This window comes from Pararhodobacter zhoushanensis (assembly GCF_025949695.1).
In the GTDB taxonomy this organism is placed as follows: domain Bacteria; phylum Pseudomonadota; class Alphaproteobacteria; order Rhodobacterales; family Rhodobacteraceae; genus Pararhodobacter; species Pararhodobacter zhoushanensis_A.
The window spans coordinates 4,203,475-4,224,075 of the sequence record NZ_JAPDFL010000001.1 but is presented as its reverse complement, the minus strand read 5'-3'; the positions used below and the strand labels follow the sequence as shown (position 1 = coordinate 4,224,075).

The following is a 20,601-nucleotide window of genomic DNA, read 5'->3' as shown; positions in this document are numbered from 1 at the left end:
TGGCCTCCACGCCGATCACGTTACCTTAGCGTAAGTCGCGCACCGTTCGGGCGCAACCGCGCAACACCACACATGTGCAATAACTGTCGCCCGGCAGACCGCTGCACCGCGTTTCCCCGCGTGAGGACTTGCCTTGCCCGCCGCTTTTGCGCGATGCCTGTGGGAACGGGGCAGCAACGCCCGGAACCAGCAGGACTTGCGATGACCGACATCAGCCCCGCCCAGCGTTTCATCGAGGCGATCCCTCATTCCCGCGCCCTGAACATGCGGCTGGAATCCATCGGTGACGGCAAGGCCGAGATTTCGATGCCCTATGACGAGGCGCTGATCGGCGATCCGGCCACCGGCGTGATCGCGGGCGGGGCGGTGTCGGCGCTGATGGACACCTGCTGCGGCGCGGCGGTGATGTCCTATCCCGGCGCGCGCGGCACGGCGACGCTGGATTTGCGCATCGACTACATGCGCGCCGCCAAGCCCGGCCAGCGCATCACCGCCCGCGCCGAATGCTTCCACGCCACCCGCACCGTCGCCTTTGTCCGCGCCACCGCGCATGACGAGGACGAGGGGCTGCCGGTCGCCACCGCGTCCGGTGCGTTCACCATGGAGAGCGCCACCAAGGCCCGCGACAGCGCCAAGAATGCGGAGGGCGCGCAATGACCCGTCCCGCGCCCGAACCCGTCCAGATCGTCAAGGAACGCCGTGACAAGGCCCTGCGCACGCTGGTCGGCGGCATTCCGTACCTGCGGTTTCTGGGCATCCAGTTTGACCGCCGGGGGGACGAGCTGACCGCCATCCTGCCCTTTGACGAAAAGCTGATCGGCAACCCGTTCCTGCCCGCGATCCACGGCGGCGTGACCTCGGCCTTTCTGGAAATCACCGCGATGATGGAACTCAGCTGGTCGATGCTGTGGGAAGATATGGAGAAAGGCGCGCTTGATCCGCGCGCGCTGGACCCGGCACATCTGCCGCGCCTGCCCAAGACCATCGACTTCACCGTGGATTACCTGCGCTCGGGCCTGCCGCGCGACGCCTACGCCCGCGCCCGCGTCAACCGCTCGGGGCGGCGCTATGCCTCGGTCCATGTCGAGGCGTGGCAGGACAACCGCGCGCGCCTCTTTGCCCAGGCCACCGGGCATTTCCTGATCCCCAGCCGCGACCGCCCTGAATGAACGGCCCCAGCGACGGCCCGATCATCCCGCTGACCCACCGCCGCGTTCTCAAGATCGCGCTGCCGATCGTCGCGGCGAACGTCACCGTGCCCCTGCTGGGGCTGGTCGATACCGCCGTGATCGGTCAGCTGGGGCTTGCCGCCCCCATCGGCGCGGTCGGTCTGGGTGCGGTGATCCTGTCGGTGCTGTTCTGGATGTTCGGCTTTCTGCGCATGGGCACCACCGGCCTGACCGCGCAGGCTTACGGCGCGGGCGACAAGGACGAAGCGGGCGCGATCCTCAAACGCGGCCTGCTGATCGCCGGTGCCGCCGGGCTGGCGCTGGTCGCGCTGCAAATCCCGCTGTTCTGGGCAGCCTTCCAGCTCGCCCCGGCCTCGGATCAGGTCGAATCCCTTGCGTCCGACTATCTGCGCATCCGCATCTGGGGCGCGCCCGCCACCATCGGCATGTACGCCCTCACCGGCTGGCTGATCGCGCTGGAGCGCACCCGCGCGGTGATGGCCCTGCAGATGATCACCAACGGCGCGAATATCGCGCTGGATGTCTGGTTCGTGCTCGGCCTCGGCTGGGGGGTCGAAGGCGTCGCCTCGGCCACGCTCATCGCCGAATGGTCCGGCCTGTGCTGGGGGCTGTATCTGTGCCGCGACGGCCTTGTGCGCACCGGCGCGCGCATCTTCGATGCCGTCAGGCTGCGGCGCATGGCCTCGGTCAACAGCTACATCATGCTGCGCTCGGTGCTGCTGCAGGCCTGCTTTACCGCCTTCGTGTTCCTGTCCTCGGGCCGGGGCGACCTTGCCATTGCCGCCAACCAGATCCTGCTGCAATTCCTTGAGCTCATGGCCTACCTGCTCGACGGCTTCGCCTTCGCCGCCGAAACGCTGGTCGGGCAGGCCGTCGGCGCCCGCGCCCGGTCGCGCCTTGCCCGTGCCGTGCGCCTGACCTTCGGCTGGGGCATTGCCGGAGCGCTCTTGATGGCGGCTGTCTTCGCGCTTGCCGGCCCCGCGATCATCGACATGATGACCACCGCGCAGGATGTCCGCGCCGAGGCCCGCCACTACCTGCCCTGGGTCGTCGCCGCCCCCCTGTTGGGCATCGCGGCGTGGATGTATGATGGCGTCTTCATCGGCGCGACCTTCACGCGTGAGATGCTGATCACCGCTGTCTTCGCCGCCGCCGTCTATGTCGCGGCGGTGGTTGCGACATGGGGGATGGGCAATCACGGGCTCTGGCTGTCGCTGATGATCTTCAACGTCGCGCGCGGGGCCTCTCAGGCGCTGCTCTACCCCCGGATTTCACGTTCCTTGGCCGTATGACACCTGACACCCTGACCCAAGACCAGATCGCCGCCCTGTTCACCCAAGCCGATGGCAGCTACCGCTTTGCGCGCTGGGGCCGGCCCATCGTGCCCATCGTCTTTGGCACCGATGACGCCACGCTGCCCGTGGTCAAAGGCGCCATCGAGGCCGTCGTCGGCATGTCGGGTCACAAGATGGCCGAACACGACCCCGAACTGGGCGCCAATCTGATGGTGTTCTTCTTTCGCGACTGGGACGAGTTGCTGGCCGTGCCCGATCTCGACAAACTGGTCGAGGGGCTGGGCACGCTGGTGCCCCGGCTCAAGGCGCAAAACGCCACGCAGTACCGCGCCTTCCGCTTTGACCCTGAGGGCACCATCAAAGCCGCCTTCGTCTTTATCCGCATGGACGACGCGATGGCCGACATCCCCGCCGCCGATCTGGCGTTGATGCAGGCGGTGCAGGTGATCCTGCTCTGGGCTGACGGGGCCCTGCGCACCCACTCTCCCTTTGCCCGCGCAAACGGCCTTACCGTCCTGCGCCCCGAGTTCGTTTCGGTGATCCGCGCTTGCTATGACCGGGTGATGCCGGGGGTGGCGGCGGATGCGTCGCACGCGCTCAGGGTGGCGGCGAGGGTGGGGTGAGCGGGACGCTGAGCGTTCTCGCTCTCTCATTCCTGGGCTTTCGGTGCCCGAAATGACGCCCCCAATCCGCCCGCTTATTCACCGTATCTTCTAAAAAGGCGTCGGGATTTTGCGGGGCTGGGATCAGGGTGCTAGTTACGTTTGCGGAACAATTAAGATTTTGCCTTCTTAAAAGACTGAAATAGGAAACAATTAAGTCGCGCCGATCCTGAAAAAATCAGAGTAGCTGCGCAGTGCCATTTATTCTTGCCGTGCCAACCTCGCGGCGGTGTCCCTGACGGACACCCTTTATCCCGCAACGAGGATCTTTTGCCTTGGCGGCAACCATGCCCGCCAAGCCCGCCCCATGCTGCCGCATTGTGGCGCGTCAGGTCAGGGCCGGCGTCAAGCGGCGACGTCCTGCCCGTCGCTTAGCGAATTGGAATCACTCGATTGTGTTGCAACTCGGCTGAAAGTTGAGATCGCACTCTCCGCCCAGTCCCCCTGCGCTTTGAATAAGCGCCGGCGGTGTCCGTTTCGCGGTACGGGCGCGCAGAGCGCGAGACTGACCCTGCCGGCATCGACCCTGCTCGCGATCTCCTTGAGCGTGCAAGAATCAAGCGCCGCGACGGCCCCCTTAAACTGCCAAAGAGGTCGCTTTGACTCGTCAAACTTGGTGTTTTCCGATCCAGACACGGGAACCTTCAAGCACTCCCCCCGGTTGGTAAACAGTCGCGTTGCAGTTGTGACGCATCCATTCACAGATCAGGAGAGTAACGATGAATATCAGTAATCGAATGGCCATCGCCTTGACCCTCGTCGGTGCAAGCATCCCTCTGCCCGCGCTCAGCCAAAGCTTTTGCGAACAACCTGCCCGCAACCTGACTCCGTCGCAACTGCGGCTGGTGCTCGCGGGTGATTGCCAACAGGTGTTCGCAGGCGATCAGGCCGGGCGCGCCCCCGGCCAGCCGGGATCGGGCACTGACCCCGGCGGCACCGGGACCGACCCCGATGAAGGCGGTGATGAAGGTGGTCTTGCCGTGGATATTGGCGGCGACGGCGTGAATATCGGCGCGGGTGCCGCAGCTGCGACCGGCAATGATGGCGGCATCAATGCAGGCGTCGGCACAAGCGCGGCCTCTGGCAATGACGGGGGCGTCAACGCTGGTATCGGCGACAATGCTGCGTCCGGCAATGAAGGCGGTCTGAACGTCGGCGTCGGCGAAAACGCCGCTTCGGGCAATCAGGGCGGCATCAACGTCGATGTCGGTGGCGGCGGAACCGGTGCTGGCAGCAACAACGGCGGCGGCATCAATGTGGGCGTCGGCGGCGCGGACGGGCTCGGCGTTTCCGTGAACGGGGACGGTGTCGGGATCGGCCTTGGCCGCTGACACACCGGGCGGGGCGCGCGCGCCCCGCCTGTCCTCATGTCTTTGCGCGATGGTGTGCGCCAGTCAAGCGCGCCAGTTAAGCGCGGCAGTCACAAAGATCTGCAAGGCGCGGGACTGAAGACCTGAGGCCGAAGCGGTTCATCCAAAAGCGCGAGGATGACCAAAGGCCCCCCGTGAGGCGTTACTTCGTTCTGCCGCGCGGGCCTTAAACCCTGCCGAGCAGGCGATAGGTCACGCCTTCAGGATTGTATTCGATGTCCCCGGTGCCAAAGAAATAGCCGGGCCCAACCTGATGCAGCAGTTGAGAGCCGAACCCGCGTGACGACGGCGGGCTGACGGTCGGTCCGCCGCTCTCGGTCCAATCGAGGGTGAAATCTCCGTCGTCCGCACGCGTCCAGCAAATGCTGACACGCCCTTCCTGCGCGGACAGGGCACCATATTTGAGGGCGTTGGTCGCCAGTTCGAACAGGATCAGCGACAGACCAAGGGCTTGATCCGGTGCCAGAATAATCGGCGGACCTTGCAAAGAGAGCCGGTCGTCGCGATCCAGATGCGCTGCCAGAGAACGATTGATCACCTCGGTGATGTCAATCGCCACGTCCGCCTGCAGCAATTGCTGGGCCTGTCCAAGGGCCCTGATCCGGGCCGTCACGGTCTCGCGCGCGTGCTCCAGGTCCGGCGAAGCGCGCAGGCTGGAAGAGACGACAGCAGAGGTGACCGCAAGCATGTTCTTCATGCGATGCGACAGCTCGGACCGCATGGCGTCCTGAAGCGCCCGTGCCTCGACACTTGGCGTTTCGTCGACCGCAACATTGATCATCCCGCGGATAATGCCGTCATCGTCGTAAAGCGGGCTGTAGGAAAATGTCCAGTACGTCTGCTCGTCGTAGCCATTCCGCGTCATGGTCAGCGGAAGTTCCCGGAAGAATATGCCTTCCCCAGCCAGTGCCTTTTCGATGAAGGACGCGATCTCCGTCCAGATTTCGGGCCAGACATCTTTGGCAGGCGCGCCCAGCGCCTCAGCCTGTCGCGCCCCGAGGATGGGAGCATAGGCGTCGTTGTAAAGCATCGTCAGGTCCGAACCCCAGAAAATGCACGACGCATGCTGTTGGCCAAGCATTATTCGCACGGCTGACAGCAAGGACACCGGCCAGGTCTCAAGGCGGCCGAGCGGTGTGTTGCTCCAGTCGAACGAAGAGATATGACGCGCCATCAAGCCGCTTCCGATTGCCGGCAACGACAGTTCAGAAGGGCGAAGGTCGTGCGACATTTTTCCGGACCTTTCTTGGGACAACGCATAGGTTTATGCGCATTCATTGTCGGTTGAAAAGAGGCTTTCTGCGAGGGTTTTCTGCGTTTCGGAGGCGATTCGCAGCAGTCTGCCGAGCGGAGCGCGGCTTGCTCTCGTCAATGGGTCTGAAGGGGGTTTGAGCGGGCGCTTGCACGAAACGGCGCCGCTGTGTGGCTTCCTTGGCGTCCGTCAGACAGATGGCGCTGCAGGCGTCGTCGCTGGCGGGCGGGCTTTGGGCCGCGACACTGCGGCAGCGGTTGGGCGATCGGACGTCCGTTCAGGCCCGAAAGTGTCCGGCTGGCCGCCAGCAGCCGGGTTCAGGGGTTTGGTCGGTCATGACGCGCCGCTCCGGGATCCCCAAATCCCTAACAACTCCCTAAACGCGCCTGCTAAGTCTCTGATCTCCCTGGCCTCACAAAATGTCCCATCGTGGGACACCCTCTCTTTGGCCGGATGCTCCCACCTGAATGCGTGTCTCCGTCGGCCCGGCACAATTGGGGGTTGACCCTGAGTCAATCTGGTCCTTTCCTGCAGACTGTTTCGTAACGAATGCCATTTCCAGGCTGCCAGGGCCTCGACGTACCCCCTTCGGACACCTGCTCCCCGCCACGCCTGAGCCTTGGCGAACATGGCGGGGCTTCAGAAGATCAGGCCAATGCATAGCTTTCCGGTGACCATTTACTACGACGAGACCGATCTCGGCGGGATCGTCTATCACGCGAACTACCTGCGGTTCATCGACCGCGCCCGCACTGACTGGGTCGGCGGGCTGGGCATCGATCAGAACGCCATGCGCGCTGCCGGGACGATCTTTGTCGTCCACCGGATCGAAGCCGACTTCCGCGCGCCCGCCCGGCTGGATGACCGGCTCGTGATCACCACCCGCCCGCTGTCGGTCAGCTCGGCCCGGCTGGTGCTGGATCAGCAGGTTTTGCTGGGCGATTGCTGCCTTTTTCAGGCCAAGGTGACCATCGTGTGCATCACAACCGACGGCAAGCCGCGTCGTTTGCCGCCCGCGCTGCGCACGATCGGCGAAAACGCGTAACATTCGCGTGCTGTCATTGGCGTTTGCCCGCGAAACGCGCTAGAATCAGCGCAAACGAGGGCCGTCCGAACGGCGCCCCCAGAACGAGCAGGACTGAAGGCATGGATACCGCCACCCTGGCACAGGCCAGTGACATCGACTTTTCGCTGGTCGCGCTTTTCCTGCGTGCCACGTTTACTGTGAAGCTGGTGATGATCCTGTTGATCGTCGCCTCGTTCTGGTCATGGGCGATTATCGTCCAGAAGCATCTGGTCTTCCGCCGCGCCCGCGCGCAGGCCGCTGCCTTTGATGCGACCTTCTGGTCGGGTGAGCCGCTGGATGCGCTGTATTCCCGCGTTGGCCCCAACCCCGCCGGCGGCCCCGAGCGCATCTTTGCCGCCGGTATGGCCGAGTGGCAGCGCTCGCATCGCTCGGACGGCGCGATGATCCCCGGCGCGGCGCAGCGCATCGACCGGTCCATGGATGTGGCCATCGACCGCGAGGCGCGGGTGCTCAACAGCAACCTGACCTTCCTGGCCTCGGTCGGCTCGGCCAGCCCGTTCGTGGGTCTGTTCGGCACCGTCTGGGGCATCAAGACCGCGTTCGAGGAAATCGCGCTGGCGCAATCGACCAACCTTGCCGTTGTGGCGCCGGGCATCGCCGAGGCGCTGTTGGCCACCGGTCTGGGCCTGCTGGCCGCTATCCCCGCCACGATCTTCTACAACAAGCTTTCCGATGACAGCGACACCATTGCCTCGGGCTATGAGCAGTTCGCGGACGAATTCGGCACGCTTTTGTCGCGCAATCTGGATTCCTGAGCCATGGGTGCGCAAGCCATTCGCAAACAGAGCGGGTCGGGCACCCGCCGTCGGCGTCGCGGTCACGCGGCCAAGATGGCCGAGATCAACGTCACGCCAATGGTTGACGTGATGCTGGTGCTGCTGGTGATCTTCATGGTCGCCGCGCCCATGCTGGTGGTCGGCGTCCCGGTCGAGCTGCCGCGCACGGCGGCGGGCGCGTTGCCCGCGCAGCAAGAAGAGCCGCTGTCGATCACGCTGGGGGCTGATGGCTCCATCGCGCTGATGACCACCGATGTGGCCGAGGGCGATCTGCTACCGCGCTTGCAGGCGATTGCCGCCGAGCGGGCGGATGACCGCGTGTTCCTGCGCGCCGACGGGTCGATCCCCTACGCGCGGGTTGTGCAGGTCATGGGCGCGCTCAATGCCGGTGGGTTCCACAATATCGGCCTGGTCACCGAAACCGGCGGGCCCTCCTTTGGGGCCCAGTCGGGTCAGTAAGCGCACATGGCTGCCTTTGCACAGGTACATATGAACACGGGACACAAGGTCTCGGCCCTGCTGCATGGCGGGCTGATCCTGTGGATTCTGGTGTTTGATCTTTTCGGCGCCCCGGATGAGCCGATGATGCCCGACGTGACCGAGGTCTCGATCGTGTCGGCGCAGGAATTTGCCGAGCTGTCGCAGCTTGCGCCCGCGGCCCCGCCAGCCCCCACGCCGACGCCCGAACCGGCCCCGGCCCCGGCTCCCACGCCGATCCCGACGCCCGCGCCCATCGAGCCGCCCGCGCCGGTGGTCCCGCCTGCGCCGATCCCGGCGCCGACGCCTGCGCCGGCCCCCGCGCCCGAGCCGGTGCCGGTGCCCGAGCCGCCGCAAGCCGCGGTGATCGCGCCGCAGACCACACCCGATTCCAGCCTGCGCCCCGTTCAGCGCCCGGCCGAGCGCGTCGCGCCCGAGGCCGCGCCAACGCCGCAGCCCGACGTCGCCATTGCGCCGCAGGACCGCGCAGCGGTGGTGCCCGATGCGACGGCGACGGTGATCGCCCCCGAAGCGCAGGAGGCCACGCAACGCGAGGCCGCCGCGACCGAGACGGTGACCGAGGCGACCGATATCAGCGAGACCGAGCCGGTGCGCCGCACGGCGACCGCGCCTGAGGTCAGCATGCGTCCGCGTCAGCGCCCGACACGCGCAGAACAGGTCGCCGCGGCGCCCGCTCCGACGCCCACGCCTGCGCCCACACCGACGCCCACACCCACCCCGACGCCGCCGGCCGACAGCACGCCGATCCCGACACCAGCGACCGAAGAACCGACCGAAAGCCCCATCTCGGGGGCAATCGAGGATGCTTTGGCGCAGGCGCTCGGCTCGGCTCTGGATGAGCCCACCGCCACGCTCAGTCAGGCCGATGCCGATATGCTGCGCCTCAATATCGAGGCCTGCTGGAACGTCGGCATCCTGTCGACCGAGGCGCTGAACGTGGTGATCACCATCGCGTTTGAAATGACGCCCGACGGCCGCCCCGTCGAATCCTCGATCCGCGAGGTCGAGGCATCGGGCGGCTCGATCGGCGCTGTGCGCGCGGCGTTTGACGCCGGGCGACAGGCCATCGTTCAATGTGGTATCAATGGCTATGGATTGCCTCAGGACCTTTATGATCAGTGGCGACTGGTCGAAATCACGTTCAACCCAGCACGGATGAGTACACGATGACCCAATTTTCCCGCCGCCCCGTGCTTGGACTTCTGGCCGGTTTCGCGGTAGCCCCCGGCATTGCGCGGGCACAGACGCCCCTGCGCATCGAGATTACCGAAGGCGTGATCGAGCCGGTGCCCTTTGCCATCCCCGATTTCGTCGCCGAAAACGCGGCGGGCGGGCAATACACCGCCGGGATCGCACGGGTGATCGCCAACAACCTCAGCGGCACCGGCCTGCTGCGGGAAATCCCGCCGACCGCGCATGTCGGGCGGATCACCAGCTTTGACAGCCCGGTGCAGTTTGCCGATTGGCGCGCGATCAACGCCCGCGCCCTGATCACCGGCGCGGTGCGGGTGAACGGGCCGACGATCACGGTGAAGTTCCGCCTGTTCGACGTGGTCAGTGGCCAGCAGCTGGGCGACGGTCTGCAACTGGACGGGCGCACCGATGCGTGGCGGCGCATGGCGCACCGGGTGTCGGATCAGGTCTATATGCGCCTGACCGGCGAGACCGGCTATTTCGACAGTCAGGTGGTGTTCATCGCCGAAAGCGGCCCGGCGACCAACCGGCGCAAGCAGGTGGCGATCATGGATCAGGACGGCGAGAACACGCAGTACCTGACCGACGGCACGTCGCTGACCTTTGCGCCGCGCTTCTCGCCGACCGGCGACCGCATCCTGTTCACCAGCTACGAGACCGGCTTTCCGCGCATCTATCTGATGGATGTCGCGTCGCGCCGTCGGCAGGTGCTCGGCGATCAGCCGGGCGAAATGACCTTCGCGCCGCGTTTCTCGCCCGATGGTGGCTCGGTGGTCTATTCGCTGTCCGTCGACGGGCGGACCGACCTTTACATGCTCAACCTTGCCAGCGGCCAGCGCTGGCAGCTGACGCAGACCGATGCCATCGACACCGCGCCCAGCTTCTCGCCGGACGGGCAGCAGGTGGTGTTCGAAAGCGACCGCACCGGCGCGTCGCAGCTTTATATCATGGGCTTGCAGGGCGGCGGGCAGAACCGCATCAGCCAGGGTCAGGGGCGCTATTCCACACCCGTGTGGTCGCCGCGCGGCGATCTGATCGCGTTTACCAAGCAGCTCAACGGGCGCTTCCACATCGGCGTGATGCGCACCGATGGTTCGAACGAGCGGATCCTGACCCAGAGCTTCCTGGACGAGGGCCCGACATGGTCGCCAAACGGTCGTGTCATCATGTTCGCGCGCGAAGAGGCCGGGAACAACCCGGTGCTGATGTCGGTCGATATCACCGGGCGCAACCTGCGCCGGGTGCCGACGCCGGGGCCTGCCTCGGACCCGAGCTGGTCGCCCCTGCTGCCATAAGTTTGAACCCATAACCCACGCGGTGCGCCGCGTACCGTGAACACCGCCCGATTCCCCCGCGACGCGGCATCTGTTATGATGCGCGTCGGGCAGGACCGAACAACAAGGACTGAAAACGATGCAAATTCTGACCAAGGCCATTCTGGTCGTCGCCGCACTGGCATTGGCCGCGTGTAACAACCCTCGCGGCGGCGACTATGACGATCCCCTGACCAATGGCGGTGCCGGGGCTGGCGGTATCTCGTCGACGGCGCTGGGGGATCCCAACGATCCGACCTCGATCGCGTATTTCAACCAGACGATCGGTGACACCGTCCACTTCACCGTGGACAGCAGCGACCTGACCGCCGAGGGCGTCACCGTCCTGCGCACTCAGGCCGCCTGGCTGAACCGCTATCCGACCTATGCGATCCTGATCGAAGGCCACGCCGACGAGCGCGGTACGCGCGAGTATAACATCGCGCTGGGTGCCCGCCGTGCTGCGCGCGTGCAGCAGTTCCTGATCGGCGAGGGCGTGTCCTCGGGCCGCATCCGCACCGTCAGCTACGGCAAAGAGCGTCCGGTCGAGGCCTGCGCCGCGCAACGCTGCTGGGATCTGAACCGCCGCGCGACCACGGTCGTGTCGCGCTAAGAATGCCGGGGGCCGCAGGCTTTGGCCGGGCAGGGGGCTTTCTGCCCCCTCTTCGCGTGCCGCGAATTCACCCCCGAGGATATTTAGAGACAGATGAAGGGGCGGGGCTGTGACAGGCCCGGCCCCTTTGGCTGTGATGCGCGCGGGCTGTGAAGGCTTCGCGCGCCTTGGTGTGGCGGTGTCCGGCGGCGGCGATTCGGTGGCGGCGCTGGTGCTGGCGGTCGAGGCGCTGGGGGCGGCGCGCGTGGCGGCGGTGACGGTGGATCACGGCTTGCGGCCCGAGGCCGCGGCGGAAGCCCTGGGCGTTGCCGCGCTGTGTGCGCGGCTGGGGGTGGCGCATACGGTGCTGCGCTGGACGGGGCCTGAGGGTGGCAACCTGATGGACGAGGCGCGCGCGGCGCGGCTGGCGCTGATCGGCGGCTGGGCGCGGGGGCGGGTCGATGCGGTTGTGCTGGGCCATACGCTCGACGATCAGGCCGAGACGGTGCTGATGCGGCTGGCGCGGGGATCGGGCGTGGACGGATTGGCCGGGATGGCCGCGCGGCGCGAGGCCGAGGGCGTGGTCTGGCTGCGGCCTCTGCTGGGCGTGACGCGGCAGGCCTTGCGTGCCGAGCTTGAGGCGCGGGGCGTGGCGTGGGTCGACGACCCGAGCAACGACAACCCGCGCTATCAGCGGGTGCGCGCGCGCAAGGCGCTGGCGGCGCTGGCCGATCTGGGGATCGGGGCCGAGGGGCTGGCGGCCACCGCCGGGCGCATGCGCCGGGCGCGCGGCGCGCTGGAGGCGCAGACGCAGGCAGTGCTGGACGCGCTGGTGGATGAGGATCGCGGGACGCTGGTGATCGACGCGGGTTTGCAGGCGCAGGAGCCGGAAATCCGCGACCGGGCGATGGCGCATCTGCTGATGCAGCTCTCGGGCGCGGCCTATCGCCCGCGGCTCGAGGATCTGCAGCGGTTGCTGGCGGCGGGGCAGGGAACGCTGATGGGCTGCGTGCTGATCCAGGACGGCGGGCGCCTGCGCCTGTCGCGGGAGGCGCAGGCGGTGGCCGGGCTGGTATGCCCCAGTGATCAGGTCTGGGACCATCGCTGGCGGGCGGAAGGCCCCGGCCCCGGCGAGATCCGCGCGCTGGGTGAGGCGGGGCTGCGACAGCTGAGCCAGCAGGCGCGGGCCGGTCTGCATACACATTGGCGTGACACCGGCCTGCGGCGCGAGACCCTTGCCGCGCTGCCGGGGATCTGGCGCGAGGGCGCCTTGATCGCCGCGCCGCTGGCGTTTTGGCCCGGCGAATGGCGTCTTTCTGCGCGACCTGTCGCCGCGATTGTCACGCAGCGGGCATAATCGCATTGAAGTCACCCTGCGCATCACTATCTTAGAGGCCAACTGGCCATCCTTGGCCGAGAAGATTGGAGAGCTCCGTGGGCAACGCTCGCAATTTCGCGTTCTGGATCGTCCTGTTCTTCCTGATGATCGTCTTGTTTACGTTGTTCAACAACGGCAGCACGACGAGCACCGGGCGCACAGTCGGCTATTCGGATTTCCTGCAGCGGGTTGAGGCCGGCGATGTCAGCCGAGTCGTGATCGACGGCGAAACGCTCCGCGTGACCGACCGGCAGGGTCAGGCTTTCACCACCATCCGTCCCTCGGGCGAGAACCCGACCGACCGGCTGATCGCCTCGAACGTCTCGGTCGAGGCGCGCCCGCAAGAGCGGTCTGGCCTGATGTCGGCGCTGTCGGTCTGGTTGCCGTTCCTCTTGCTGATCGGCGTGTGGATCTTCTTCATGAACCGGATGCAGGGTGGCGGCAAAGGCGGGGCCATGGGCTTTGGCAAGTCCAAGGCCAAGCTGCTCACTGAAAAGCACGGGCGCGTGACGTTTGACGATGTCGCCGGTATCGATGAGGCCAAGGACGAGCTGGAAGAGATCGTCGAATTCCTGCGCAACCCGCAGAAGTTCAGCCGTCTGGGCGGCAAGATCCCCAAAGGCGCGCTGCTGGTGGGCCCTCCGGGCACCGGTAAGACCCTGCTGGCCCGCGCGATTGCGGGTGAGGCGGGCGTGCCGTTCTTCACCATCTCGGGGTCCGACTTTGTCGAAATGTTCGTCGGTGTCGGTGCCAGCCGCGTGCGCGACATGTTCGAGCAGGCCAAGAAGAACGCGCCCTGCATCGTGTTCATCGACGAGATTGACGCGGTCGGCCGCTCGCGCGGTGTCGGCTATGGCGGCGGCAACGATGAGCGTGAGCAGACCCTGAACCAGCTGCTGGTCGAGATGGACGGTTTTGAGGCCAACGAAGGCATCATCATCATCGCCGCGACCAACCGCCCCGATGTGCTAGACCCCGCGCTGCTGCGTCCCGGTCGTTTCGACCGTCAGGTGCAGGTGCCGAACCCCGACATCAAGGGCCGTGAGCGCATTCTGGGCGTGCATGCCCGCAAGGTGCCGCTGGGTCCGAACGTCGATCTGCGCATCATCGCGCGCGGGACGCCCGGTTTCTCGGGCGCGGATCTGGCCAACCTGGTGAACGAGGCGGCACTGACCGCCGCGCGCAAGAACCGTCGCTTTGTCACCATGGACGACTTTGAAAGCGCCAAGGACAAGGTCATGATGGGCGCCGAGCGCCGGTCGATGGTCATGTCCGAAGACGAGAAAAAGCTGACCGCCTATCACGAGGCCGGGCACGCCGTCGTTGGCCTGCACGTCCCGCAGCATGATCCGATCCACAAGGCGACGATCATCCCGCGTGGCCGCGCTCTGGGTCTGGTGATGAGCCTGCCCGAACGCGACCAGCTGAGCGTGACCTACACCAAATACACGTCGAAAATCGCCATGGCGATGGGCGGCAAGGTGGCCGAGGAGCTGATCTTCGGCAAGGAAAACGTGACCTCGGGCGCGTCGAGCGACATCCAGCAGGTGAGCAAGATCGCCCGCGCGATGGTCACGCAGTTCGGCTTCTCGGACGCGCTGGGGCATATCGATTATGCCAACGAGCAGCAGTCTTATCTGGGCAATTACTCGGGCGGATCGAACGCCTCGCAAGAGACGCAGAAGAAGATCGACGAGGAAGTGCGCAAGATTGTCGATGAGGGCTATCAGACCGCCAAGCGTATCCTGACCGAGCATGCCGACGAGCTGGAATATCTGGCGCAGGGTCTGCTGGAGTATGAGACGCTGACCGGTGCCGAGATCACCCGCGTCATGCGCGGCGAGGGCCCGGGCCGGGATGAGGACGACACGTCCAACTCGGGCGGTACGCCGTCGGTTCTGTCGATCCCGCGCACCAAGCCGCGTCGCGGCACGGATGACAGCGGGCTTGAGCCGAACCCCTCGGCCTGATCCGGTTGCTCTTGCAATCACCCCGGCACCGCGCGACGGTGCCGGGGTTTTTCTTTGCCTTGAGGTCTGCCCATGCCCGCGCTTGCCGCCACCAAATTCGAAGCCGAGATCGTCTGGCTGGGCGTGGTCACCGACCGCGCTGCCGCGCTGCCCTCAACGCCGCTGGAGGCGATGGAGCTGACCTTCGACGGCCCGCTGGGGGAAGCGCATGGCGGCATGACGCGACCGTCCTGCTCGCGCGTGATGGGCCTCTATCCGCGCAACACGCCGATCCGCAACGTGCGGCAGGTGTCGATCGTGTCCGAGGAAGAGCTGGTGGCGATTGCGCAAGAGATGGGGCTGGATACGCTGGACCCGACGCTGATCGGCGCGACGATGGTGCTGCGCGGGGTGCCCGATTTCAGCCATGTGCCGCCGTCTTCGCGGCTGCTGGCCGACAGCGGGGCCTCGCTGACCGTGGACATGGAAAACCGCCCCTGCACGCTGCCCGCCCGCCCCATCGAGACCCAGCACCCCGGCTACGGCAAGGCGTTCAAACCCGCCGCCGCGGATCGGCGCGGGGTGACGGCCTGGGTCGAGGCCGAGGGGCGCGTGGCCCTGGGCGACCGGTTGCGGTTGTTTGTGCCCGATCAGCCGGTCTGGTCACAAATGTCGCGCGCCCTTCGCCGATAACGGCTAGGATTTCCGATACGAAACCGGGTGCCCCGCAAAAACCGGCGGCGGCACTGCATTAGGAATGTATACATGCAACGCGGCTAGCTAAGTCAGGGGTGAGCCACGACGCAGAAGGGGAGACAGTGTTCATGACCTTCAAGACCGACATCGAAATTGCGCGCGCGGCTCACAAAAAGCCGATCCTTGAGATTGGCGAAGCGCTGGGGATCCCCGCGGCCGATCTTCTGCCCTATGGCCACGACAAGGCGAAAGTCAGCCAGAGCTTCATCAACGGCCTGGCGGATCGCCCCGATGGCAAGCTGATCCTTGTGACGGCGATCACCCCGACCCCGGCCGGTGAGGGCAAGACGACCACCACGGTGGGGCTGGGTGACGGGCTGAACCGGATCGGCAAGAAGACGGTGATCTGCATCCGCGAGGCCAGCCTTGGCCCGAACTTCGGCATGAAGGGCGGGGCTGCGGGCGGCGGCCATGCGCAGGTTGTGCCGATGGAAGAAATGAACCTGCATTTCACCGGCGATTTTCATGCGATCACCAGCGCGCATAACCTGCTCAGCGCGATGATCGACAACCATATCTACTGGGGCAACGGGTTGGAGATTGACGAGCGCCGCGTGATGTGGCGCCGGGTGATGGACATGAACGACCGCGCGCTGCGCGATGTGGTGACCAGCCTTGGCGGCGTGTCCAACGGCTTTCCGCGCCAGACCGGCTTTGATATCACCGTCGCGTCCGAGGTCATGGCGATCCTCTGTCTGGCCCGCGATCTGGCCGATCTGCAGCGCCGTCTGGGCAATATCGTCATCGCCTATACCCGCGACCGCACGCCGATCACCTGCCGCGACATCAAGGCCGATGGCGCGATGACGGTGCTGCTGAAAGACGCGATGCAGCCCAATCTGGTGCAGACGCTTGAGAACAACCCGGCCTTCGTCCACGGCGGACCGTTCGCCAATATCGCGCATGGCTGCAATTCGGCCATTGCCACGCGCACGGCGCTGAAGCTGGGCGACTATGTCGTGACCGAAGCCGGGTTTGGCGCCGATCTGGGGGCCGAGAAGTTCTTCGACATCAAATGCCGCAAGGCCGGTCTGACGCCCGCCGCCGCCGTCCTTGTCGCCACGGTGCGGGCGATGAAGATGAACGGCGGCGTCGCGCGCGCCGATCTGGGGGTAGAGAGCGTCGAGGCGGTGGAGAAGGGCTGCGCCAATCTGGGCCGTCACCTTGAGAATGTGAAAAGTTTCGGCGTGCCGGTGGTGGTGGCAATCAACCATTTCCATTCCGACACCGAGGCCGAGCTGCAGGCGATCAAGGATTTCGTCGCCACGCAGGGGGCCGAGGCGATCGTGTGCACCCATTGGGCCGATGGCTCGGCCGGGATGGAAGACCTCGCGCACAAGGTCGTGGCGATGGCCGAGACGGGCGTGGCCAATTTCGCGCCGCTCTATCCCGACGACATGAGCCTGATGGACAAGATCGAGACCATCGCCAAGCGCATCTACCGCGCCGATGGGGTGATCGCCGATACCTCGGTGCGCAACCAGCTCAAGACGTGGGAGGCGGCGGGCTATGGCCATCTGCCGGTCTGCATGGCCAAGACGCAGTATTCCTTTACCACCGACCCCAACGTGCGCGGCGCGCCGACCGGGCACTCGATCCCGGTGCGCGAGGTGCGCCTGTCGGCAGGGGCCGGGTTCATCGTGGCGATCTGCGGCGAGATCATGACCATGCCGGGCCTGCCGCGCAAACCGGCGGCGGAAACCATCGGTATCAATGCAGACGGCTTTGTCGAGGGGCTGTTCTGAGCCCCCACACCCCACCAGCCGGGCAGGGGCGGCCCCCGCCCGGCGCTTAACTTTGAGGATAGCAGATGAAAACTGACGGGATCCGGGCAGCCCTGATCGACGGCAAGGCCATCGCCGCCAGGATGCGCACCGAGACTGCTGCCGAAGCCGCCGAGCTGGCCGCTCTGGGCTGGCAGCCCCGGCTGGTGTCGATCACCGTCGGCGATGGCGCGGCGTCCGAGGTCTATGTGCGTAACCAGCAGCGCACCGCCGAGAACGCGGGGGTCGAATTCGAGGCGCGCACTTACCCCGAGACGATCTCGATGGAACAACTGGTTGGGGTGCTGCAGGGCCTGAACGCCGATCCGCGCGTCAACGGCATCATCATCCAGCGCCCGCTGCCCGCGCATATCCCGGTGAAAACGCTGCAAAAGGCCGTGCATCCCCTGAAGGATGTCGAAGGGATGCACCCCGCCTCCATCGGCAACATCGTCTATAACGACCTTGCCCTCGGCCCCTGTACCGCTGTCGCGGCGGTCGAGATCCTCAAGACCCTGCCGCTGAAGATCGAAGGGCTGGATGTCACCGTCATCGGCCATTCCGAGATCGTCGGCAAACCCATCGCCTTTCTGCTGATGAGCCTGGGCGCCACGGTCACCGTCTGCCACCACATGACCCGCTCGGTCGCCATGCACTCACGCGCGGCGGATGCGGTGTTCGTGGCAGTGGGCAAGCCGGGGCTGGTGACGGGTGACATGCTCAAACCCGGCGCGGCGCTGATCGACATCGGCATCAACCGGGTCGATGGCAAGACGGTCGGCGACGCCGATTTCGACAGCTGCGCCAAGGTTGCCGGGTGGCTGACCCCGGTGCCGGGCGGGGTGGGGCCGGTGACCGTGGCGACGCTGATGAAGAACGCCGTTCTGGCGACCCGGATGCAAATGGCGCATTACCGCGCCGAATACGCGCTGACCGATGTCTGAGGCGCTGCCGCTGCCCGAGGCCGTGCAGACGAGGGCCGGGCTTCGCGCCTGCAGTGACGCGCTTTGCGACCGGCTGATCGGAATTCTGGCCGCGCGGCTGACCTTTGTCGACCGGGTGGCGGTCCTGAAGGCCCGCGAGGGGATTGCCGCCGCCGCGCCGTCCCGCATGCAGGCGGTGGTGGACCGGGTCCGCACGCGGGCCGAGGTCACCGGCTTTGTCCCCGATATCGCCGGGGCGATGGCGCGGGTGATGATCGAACAACGGATCGCGCGCGAAGCGCGGGTCTCGGGACAGAACGGGAGGGACGCATGAGCGCCACCATCATCGACGGGAAAGCCTTTGCGGCGACAGTGCGCGCGCAGGTGGCCGACCATGTTGCGCGGCTCAAGGCCGATCACGGGCTGACCCCGGGTCTGGCTGTGGTGCTGGTCGGCGAAGACCCGGCGTCCGAGGTTTATGTCCGCTCCAAAGGCAAGCAGACGACCGAAGTCGGGATGAACTCGACCGAGCACAAGCTGCCCGCCGATACGGCCGAAGCGGATCTGCTGGCGCTGATCGCGCAGTTGAACGCCGATCCGGCGGTGAATGGCATTCTGGTGCAATTGCCGCTGCCGGATCATCTGGACAGCGATCTGGTGATCAATTCCATCGACCCGGCCAAGGATGTGGACGGGTTTCATATCTCGAATGTCGGGCTGCTGGGCACCGGGCAGAAGTCGATGGTGCCCTGCACGCCGCTGGGTTGCCTGATGATGTTGCGGGCGCAGCTTGGCTCGCTGTCGGGCCTGAATGCGGTGGTCGTGGGCCGGTCGAACATCGTTGGCAAGCCGATGGCCCAACTGCTGCTGGGCGACAGCTGCACGGTGACGATTGCGCATAGCCGGACCAAGGATCTGGCCGAGGTCTGCCGGGGCGCGGATATTCTGGTGGCGGCGGTCGGTCGGCCCGAGATGATCCCCGGCGACTGGATCAAGCCGGGCGCAACCGTGGTCGACGTGGGCATCAACCGCATCGAGCGGGACGGCAAGAAGACGCTGGTCGGCGATGTCGCGTTTGCCAGTGCGGCGGCCGTGGCCGGGGCGATCACCCCGGTGCCGGGCGGGGTGGGGCCGATGACGATTGCCTGCCTGCTGGCCAATACGCTGACGGCAACGTGCCGGGCGAACGGATTGGCCGAACCGCAGGGACTGACGGCGTGAGCGGTTGAGGTGGGTGGGGTGAAACCCCACCCTACGGGACGGCGCGCGTAGGGTGGGATTTCATCCCACCTTCACACTCACGCCGCCAGAGACGCGCGCTCCAGCCGGGCATAGCTGGCTTCCATCCCGTCGGCCATGCCGGTGGCGAGCATCGCGTCCATGGTTTCGGCGGTATCGACCGTCATCGTCATGACCATCCGGGTGCCGGTGCCATCGGCGATGAACCGGGTTTCAACGGTGTTGTCGGGCGTCTGGTCGGGCAGAAACATGCGTTCGACATGCAGGATACGGTGCGGGGCCTCGACCTCGAGCACGTCGGCGGTCAGGTGGAACCCGTGCGCCCCGTCGGCAGAGCGCCAGTCGTAGCGCAGGCTGCCGCCGGGGCGCATATCGACCTCGCAGCGGCTCATCACCCAGCCGTCCGGCCCAACCAGCCATTGGCGCAGCAGCGCGGGTTCGGTATGCGCGGCCCAGACACGGGCTGGCGGCGCAGCGAAATGCCGGGTCACGGTGGCGATGGTCGGGCTGGTTCTGTCAAGTGTCAGGGGCATTGTCGGTCCTTTCCGGGGTGGCCAACAGCGCGTCAAGTCGCGCGAAATTCATCTCCATCACGCGCTCAAGCTCGCTGATCCAGCCGCGCACCGGGGCCAGAGCCTGCGGGTTCAACCGGCAGGGACGCCGGGTTCCGTCGATGCGGCGCTCGATCAGGCCGGCCTCTTCCAGCACCTTGAGATGGCGCGAGACGGCGGGTTGGCTGATCGGGAACAGCGCGGCCAGATCGTTGACCGTCGCTTCGCCCTGCGCCAGCCGGTTGAGGATCGACAGGCGGGTTGGATCGGCGAGCGCCGCGAAGGTGGCGGGCAGGGGGGCAGTCATGTGCGTGATTCGTTATATAGCATTCGTGTTATATAAAGAGATCCGCGCAGCCGATCAAGCCCGGTGTGCAACCGGGATCATCGTGCCCTGCAACAGCGCGATGGATTTGCGGCTGTCGCCGGTCAGCGCGAACACCTCGGCCCGCACGACCGTAAGCCGCTTGCCCGCGCGCTCGACAGTGCCGACGGCCTCAAGCACGTCGCCGACGGCAGGCGAGAGCAGGTTGATCTTCATCTCGACCGTCATCACGTCGGTCTCCAGCCCCATCAGCGTCAGCGCGGCATAGCCCGCTGCGGTATCGCCGATGGTGAAGGCCAGCCCGGCATGCGCCGCGCCATGCTGCTGTTTGAGATGCGGCGCAATGGGGGCGCGGATCACGCAGCGGCCGGGGCTCGCGTCGACGAGAACCGCCCCCATGGTCTGCATCATTGTCTGTCTGGCGAAGCTTGCGCGCGCTGCGGCCTCGATCGCGGTGAAATCGTCCATGAGGTCCCTCCCTGTTGCGC

General features: G+C 66.1%; 22 protein-coding genes. 18 read left to right on the top strand and 4 right to left on the bottom strand.

Annotated elements, in window-relative coordinates:
• Positions 1 to 201 precede the first annotated feature (201 nt).
• From OKW52_RS21080 to OKW52_RS21060, 5 genes are all read left to right on the top strand, one after another.
• Positions 202 to 657, top strand: coding sequence for a PaaI family thioesterase (locus OKW52_RS21080; RefSeq protein WP_264507452.1), 456 nt, complete (start codon positions 202 to 204; stop codon positions 655 to 657).
• Positions 654 to 1,169, top strand: coding sequence for a PaaI family thioesterase (locus OKW52_RS21075; protein WP_264507451.1), 516 nt, complete (start codon positions 654 to 656; stop codon positions 1,167 to 1,169). Before OKW52_RS21080 ends, OKW52_RS21075 begins: the two co-directional genes overlap by 4 nt.
• Positions 1,166 to 2,482, top strand: coding sequence for an MATE family efflux transporter (locus tag OKW52_RS21070; RefSeq protein WP_264507450.1), 1,317 nt, complete (start codon positions 1,166 to 1,168; stop codon positions 2,480 to 2,482). Before OKW52_RS21075 ends, OKW52_RS21070 begins: the two co-directional genes overlap by 4 nt.
• On the top strand, positions 2,479 to 3,108 hold the full coding sequence (locus OKW52_RS21065; RefSeq protein WP_264507449.1) for a hypothetical protein: 630 nt from the start codon (positions 2,479 to 2,481) through the stop codon (positions 3,106 to 3,108). The genes OKW52_RS21070 and OKW52_RS21065 overlap by 4 nt, the downstream gene beginning before the upstream one ends.
• Before the next feature lie 758 nt (positions 3,109 to 3,866).
• Positions 3,867 to 4,478, top strand: coding sequence for a hypothetical protein (locus OKW52_RS21060; protein WP_264507448.1), 612 nt, complete (start codon positions 3,867 to 3,869; stop codon positions 4,476 to 4,478).
• A 205-nt stretch (positions 4,479 to 4,683) separates the two neighbouring features.
• Here the strand turns inward: OKW52_RS21060 and OKW52_RS21055 are convergent, their stop codons facing one another.
• Positions 4,684 to 5,748: a sensor histidine kinase gene (locus tag OKW52_RS21055; RefSeq protein ID WP_264507447.1), complete on the bottom strand. Its 1,065-nt coding sequence runs from the start codon at positions 5,746 to 5,748 to the stop codon at positions 4,684 to 4,686.
• 676 nt (positions 5,749 to 6,424) lie between these two features.
• Between OKW52_RS21055 and ybgC the strand changes: the two genes are divergently transcribed.
• From ybgC to folD, 13 genes are all read left to right on the top strand, one after another.
• On the top strand, positions 6,425 to 6,814 hold the full coding sequence (gene ybgC / locus OKW52_RS21050) for a tol-pal system-associated acyl-CoA thioesterase (protein ID WP_264507446.1): 390 nt from the start codon (positions 6,425 to 6,427) through the stop codon (positions 6,812 to 6,814).
• A 101-nt stretch (positions 6,815 to 6,915) separates the two neighbouring features.
• Positions 6,916 to 7,611 (top strand): protein TolQ, encoded by a 696-nt coding sequence (gene tolQ / locus OKW52_RS21045; RefSeq protein ID WP_264507445.1) that lies wholly within the window; start codon positions 6,916 to 6,918, stop codon positions 7,609 to 7,611.
• A gap of 3 nt (positions 7,612 to 7,614) precedes the next feature.
• Positions 7,615 to 8,091: an ExbD/TolR family protein gene (locus OKW52_RS21040; protein ID WP_264507444.1), complete on the top strand. Its 477-nt coding sequence runs from the start codon at positions 7,615 to 7,617 to the stop codon at positions 8,089 to 8,091.
• A gap of 30 nt (positions 8,092 to 8,121) precedes the next feature.
• A complete protein-coding gene (locus OKW52_RS21035) occupies positions 8,122 to 9,300 on the top strand; it encodes a hypothetical protein (RefSeq protein ID WP_264507443.1) in 1,179 nt (392 codons plus the stop codon).
• On the top strand, positions 9,297 to 10,619 hold the full coding sequence (gene tolB / locus OKW52_RS21030; RefSeq protein WP_264507442.1) for a Tol-Pal system beta propeller repeat protein TolB: 1,323 nt from the start codon (positions 9,297 to 9,299) through the stop codon (positions 10,617 to 10,619). The genes OKW52_RS21035 and tolB overlap by 4 nt, the downstream gene beginning before the upstream one ends.
• A gap of 118 nt (positions 10,620 to 10,737) precedes the next feature.
• Entirely contained in the window at positions 10,738 to 11,250 is a 513-nt protein-coding gene (pal, locus tag OKW52_RS21025) for a peptidoglycan-associated lipoprotein Pal (protein ID WP_264507441.1), read from the top strand.
• A 109-nt stretch (positions 11,251 to 11,359) separates the two neighbouring features.
• Entirely contained in the window at positions 11,360 to 12,586 is a 1,227-nt protein-coding gene (gene tilS / locus OKW52_RS21020) for a tRNA lysidine(34) synthetase TilS (protein ID WP_264507440.1), read from the top strand.
• A gap of 77 nt (positions 12,587 to 12,663) precedes the next feature.
• On the top strand, positions 12,664 to 14,577 hold the full coding sequence (gene ftsH / locus OKW52_RS21015; protein ID WP_127109412.1) for an ATP-dependent zinc metalloprotease FtsH: 1,914 nt from the start codon (positions 12,664 to 12,666) through the stop codon (positions 14,575 to 14,577).
• 72 nt (positions 14,578 to 14,649) lie between these two features.
• The gene (locus OKW52_RS21010) at positions 14,650 to 15,249 is read left to right on the top strand and encodes an MOSC domain-containing protein (protein ID WP_264507439.1); all 600 of its coding nucleotides are present in this window, start codon (positions 14,650 to 14,652) and stop codon (positions 15,247 to 15,249) included.
• Between the two features lie 131 nt (positions 15,250 to 15,380).
• A complete protein-coding gene (locus tag OKW52_RS21005; protein WP_264507438.1) occupies positions 15,381 to 17,057 on the top strand; it encodes a formate--tetrahydrofolate ligase in 1,677 nt (558 codons plus the stop codon).
• A gap of 65 nt (positions 17,058 to 17,122) precedes the next feature.
• Positions 17,123 to 18,019 carry a bifunctional 5,10-methylenetetrahydrofolate dehydrogenase/5,10-methenyltetrahydrofolate cyclohydrolase gene (locus OKW52_RS21000; RefSeq protein WP_264507437.1) on the top strand — a complete coding sequence of 299 codons (897 nt, stop codon included), beginning with the start codon at positions 17,123 to 17,125 and terminating at the stop codon, positions 18,017 to 18,019.
• Positions 18,012 to 18,332 carry a chorismate mutase gene (locus tag OKW52_RS20995; RefSeq protein WP_264507436.1) on the top strand — a complete coding sequence of 107 codons (321 nt, stop codon included), beginning with the start codon at positions 18,012 to 18,014 and terminating at the stop codon, positions 18,330 to 18,332. Before OKW52_RS21000 ends, OKW52_RS20995 begins: the two co-directional genes overlap by 8 nt.
• On the top strand, positions 18,329 to 19,219 hold the full coding sequence (folD, locus tag OKW52_RS20990) for a bifunctional methylenetetrahydrofolate dehydrogenase/methenyltetrahydrofolate cyclohydrolase FolD (RefSeq protein WP_264507435.1): 891 nt from the start codon (positions 18,329 to 18,331) through the stop codon (positions 19,217 to 19,219). The genes OKW52_RS20995 and folD overlap by 4 nt, the downstream gene beginning before the upstream one ends.
• Positions 19,220 to 19,296: 77 nt before the next feature.
• Here folD and OKW52_RS20985 read toward each other — a convergent pair whose 3' ends face one another.
• The 3 genes from OKW52_RS20985 to OKW52_RS20975 are packed head-to-tail and all read right to left on the bottom strand — an operon-like array spanning position 19,297 to position 20,581.
• Positions 19,297 to 19,770, bottom strand: coding sequence for an SRPBCC domain-containing protein (locus tag OKW52_RS20985; protein ID WP_264507434.1), 474 nt, complete (start codon positions 19,768 to 19,770; stop codon positions 19,297 to 19,299).
• A complete protein-coding gene (locus OKW52_RS20980; RefSeq protein ID WP_127109425.1) occupies positions 19,754 to 20,095 on the bottom strand; it encodes an ArsR/SmtB family transcription factor in 342 nt (113 codons plus the stop codon). The genes OKW52_RS20985 and OKW52_RS20980 overlap by 17 nt, the downstream gene beginning before the upstream one ends.
• A gap of 54 nt (positions 20,096 to 20,149) precedes the next feature.
• On the bottom strand, positions 20,150 to 20,581 hold the full coding sequence (locus OKW52_RS20975) for a PaaI family thioesterase (protein WP_264507433.1): 432 nt from the start codon (positions 20,579 to 20,581) through the stop codon (positions 20,150 to 20,152).
• Positions 20,582 to 20,601: the final 20 nt, after the last annotated feature.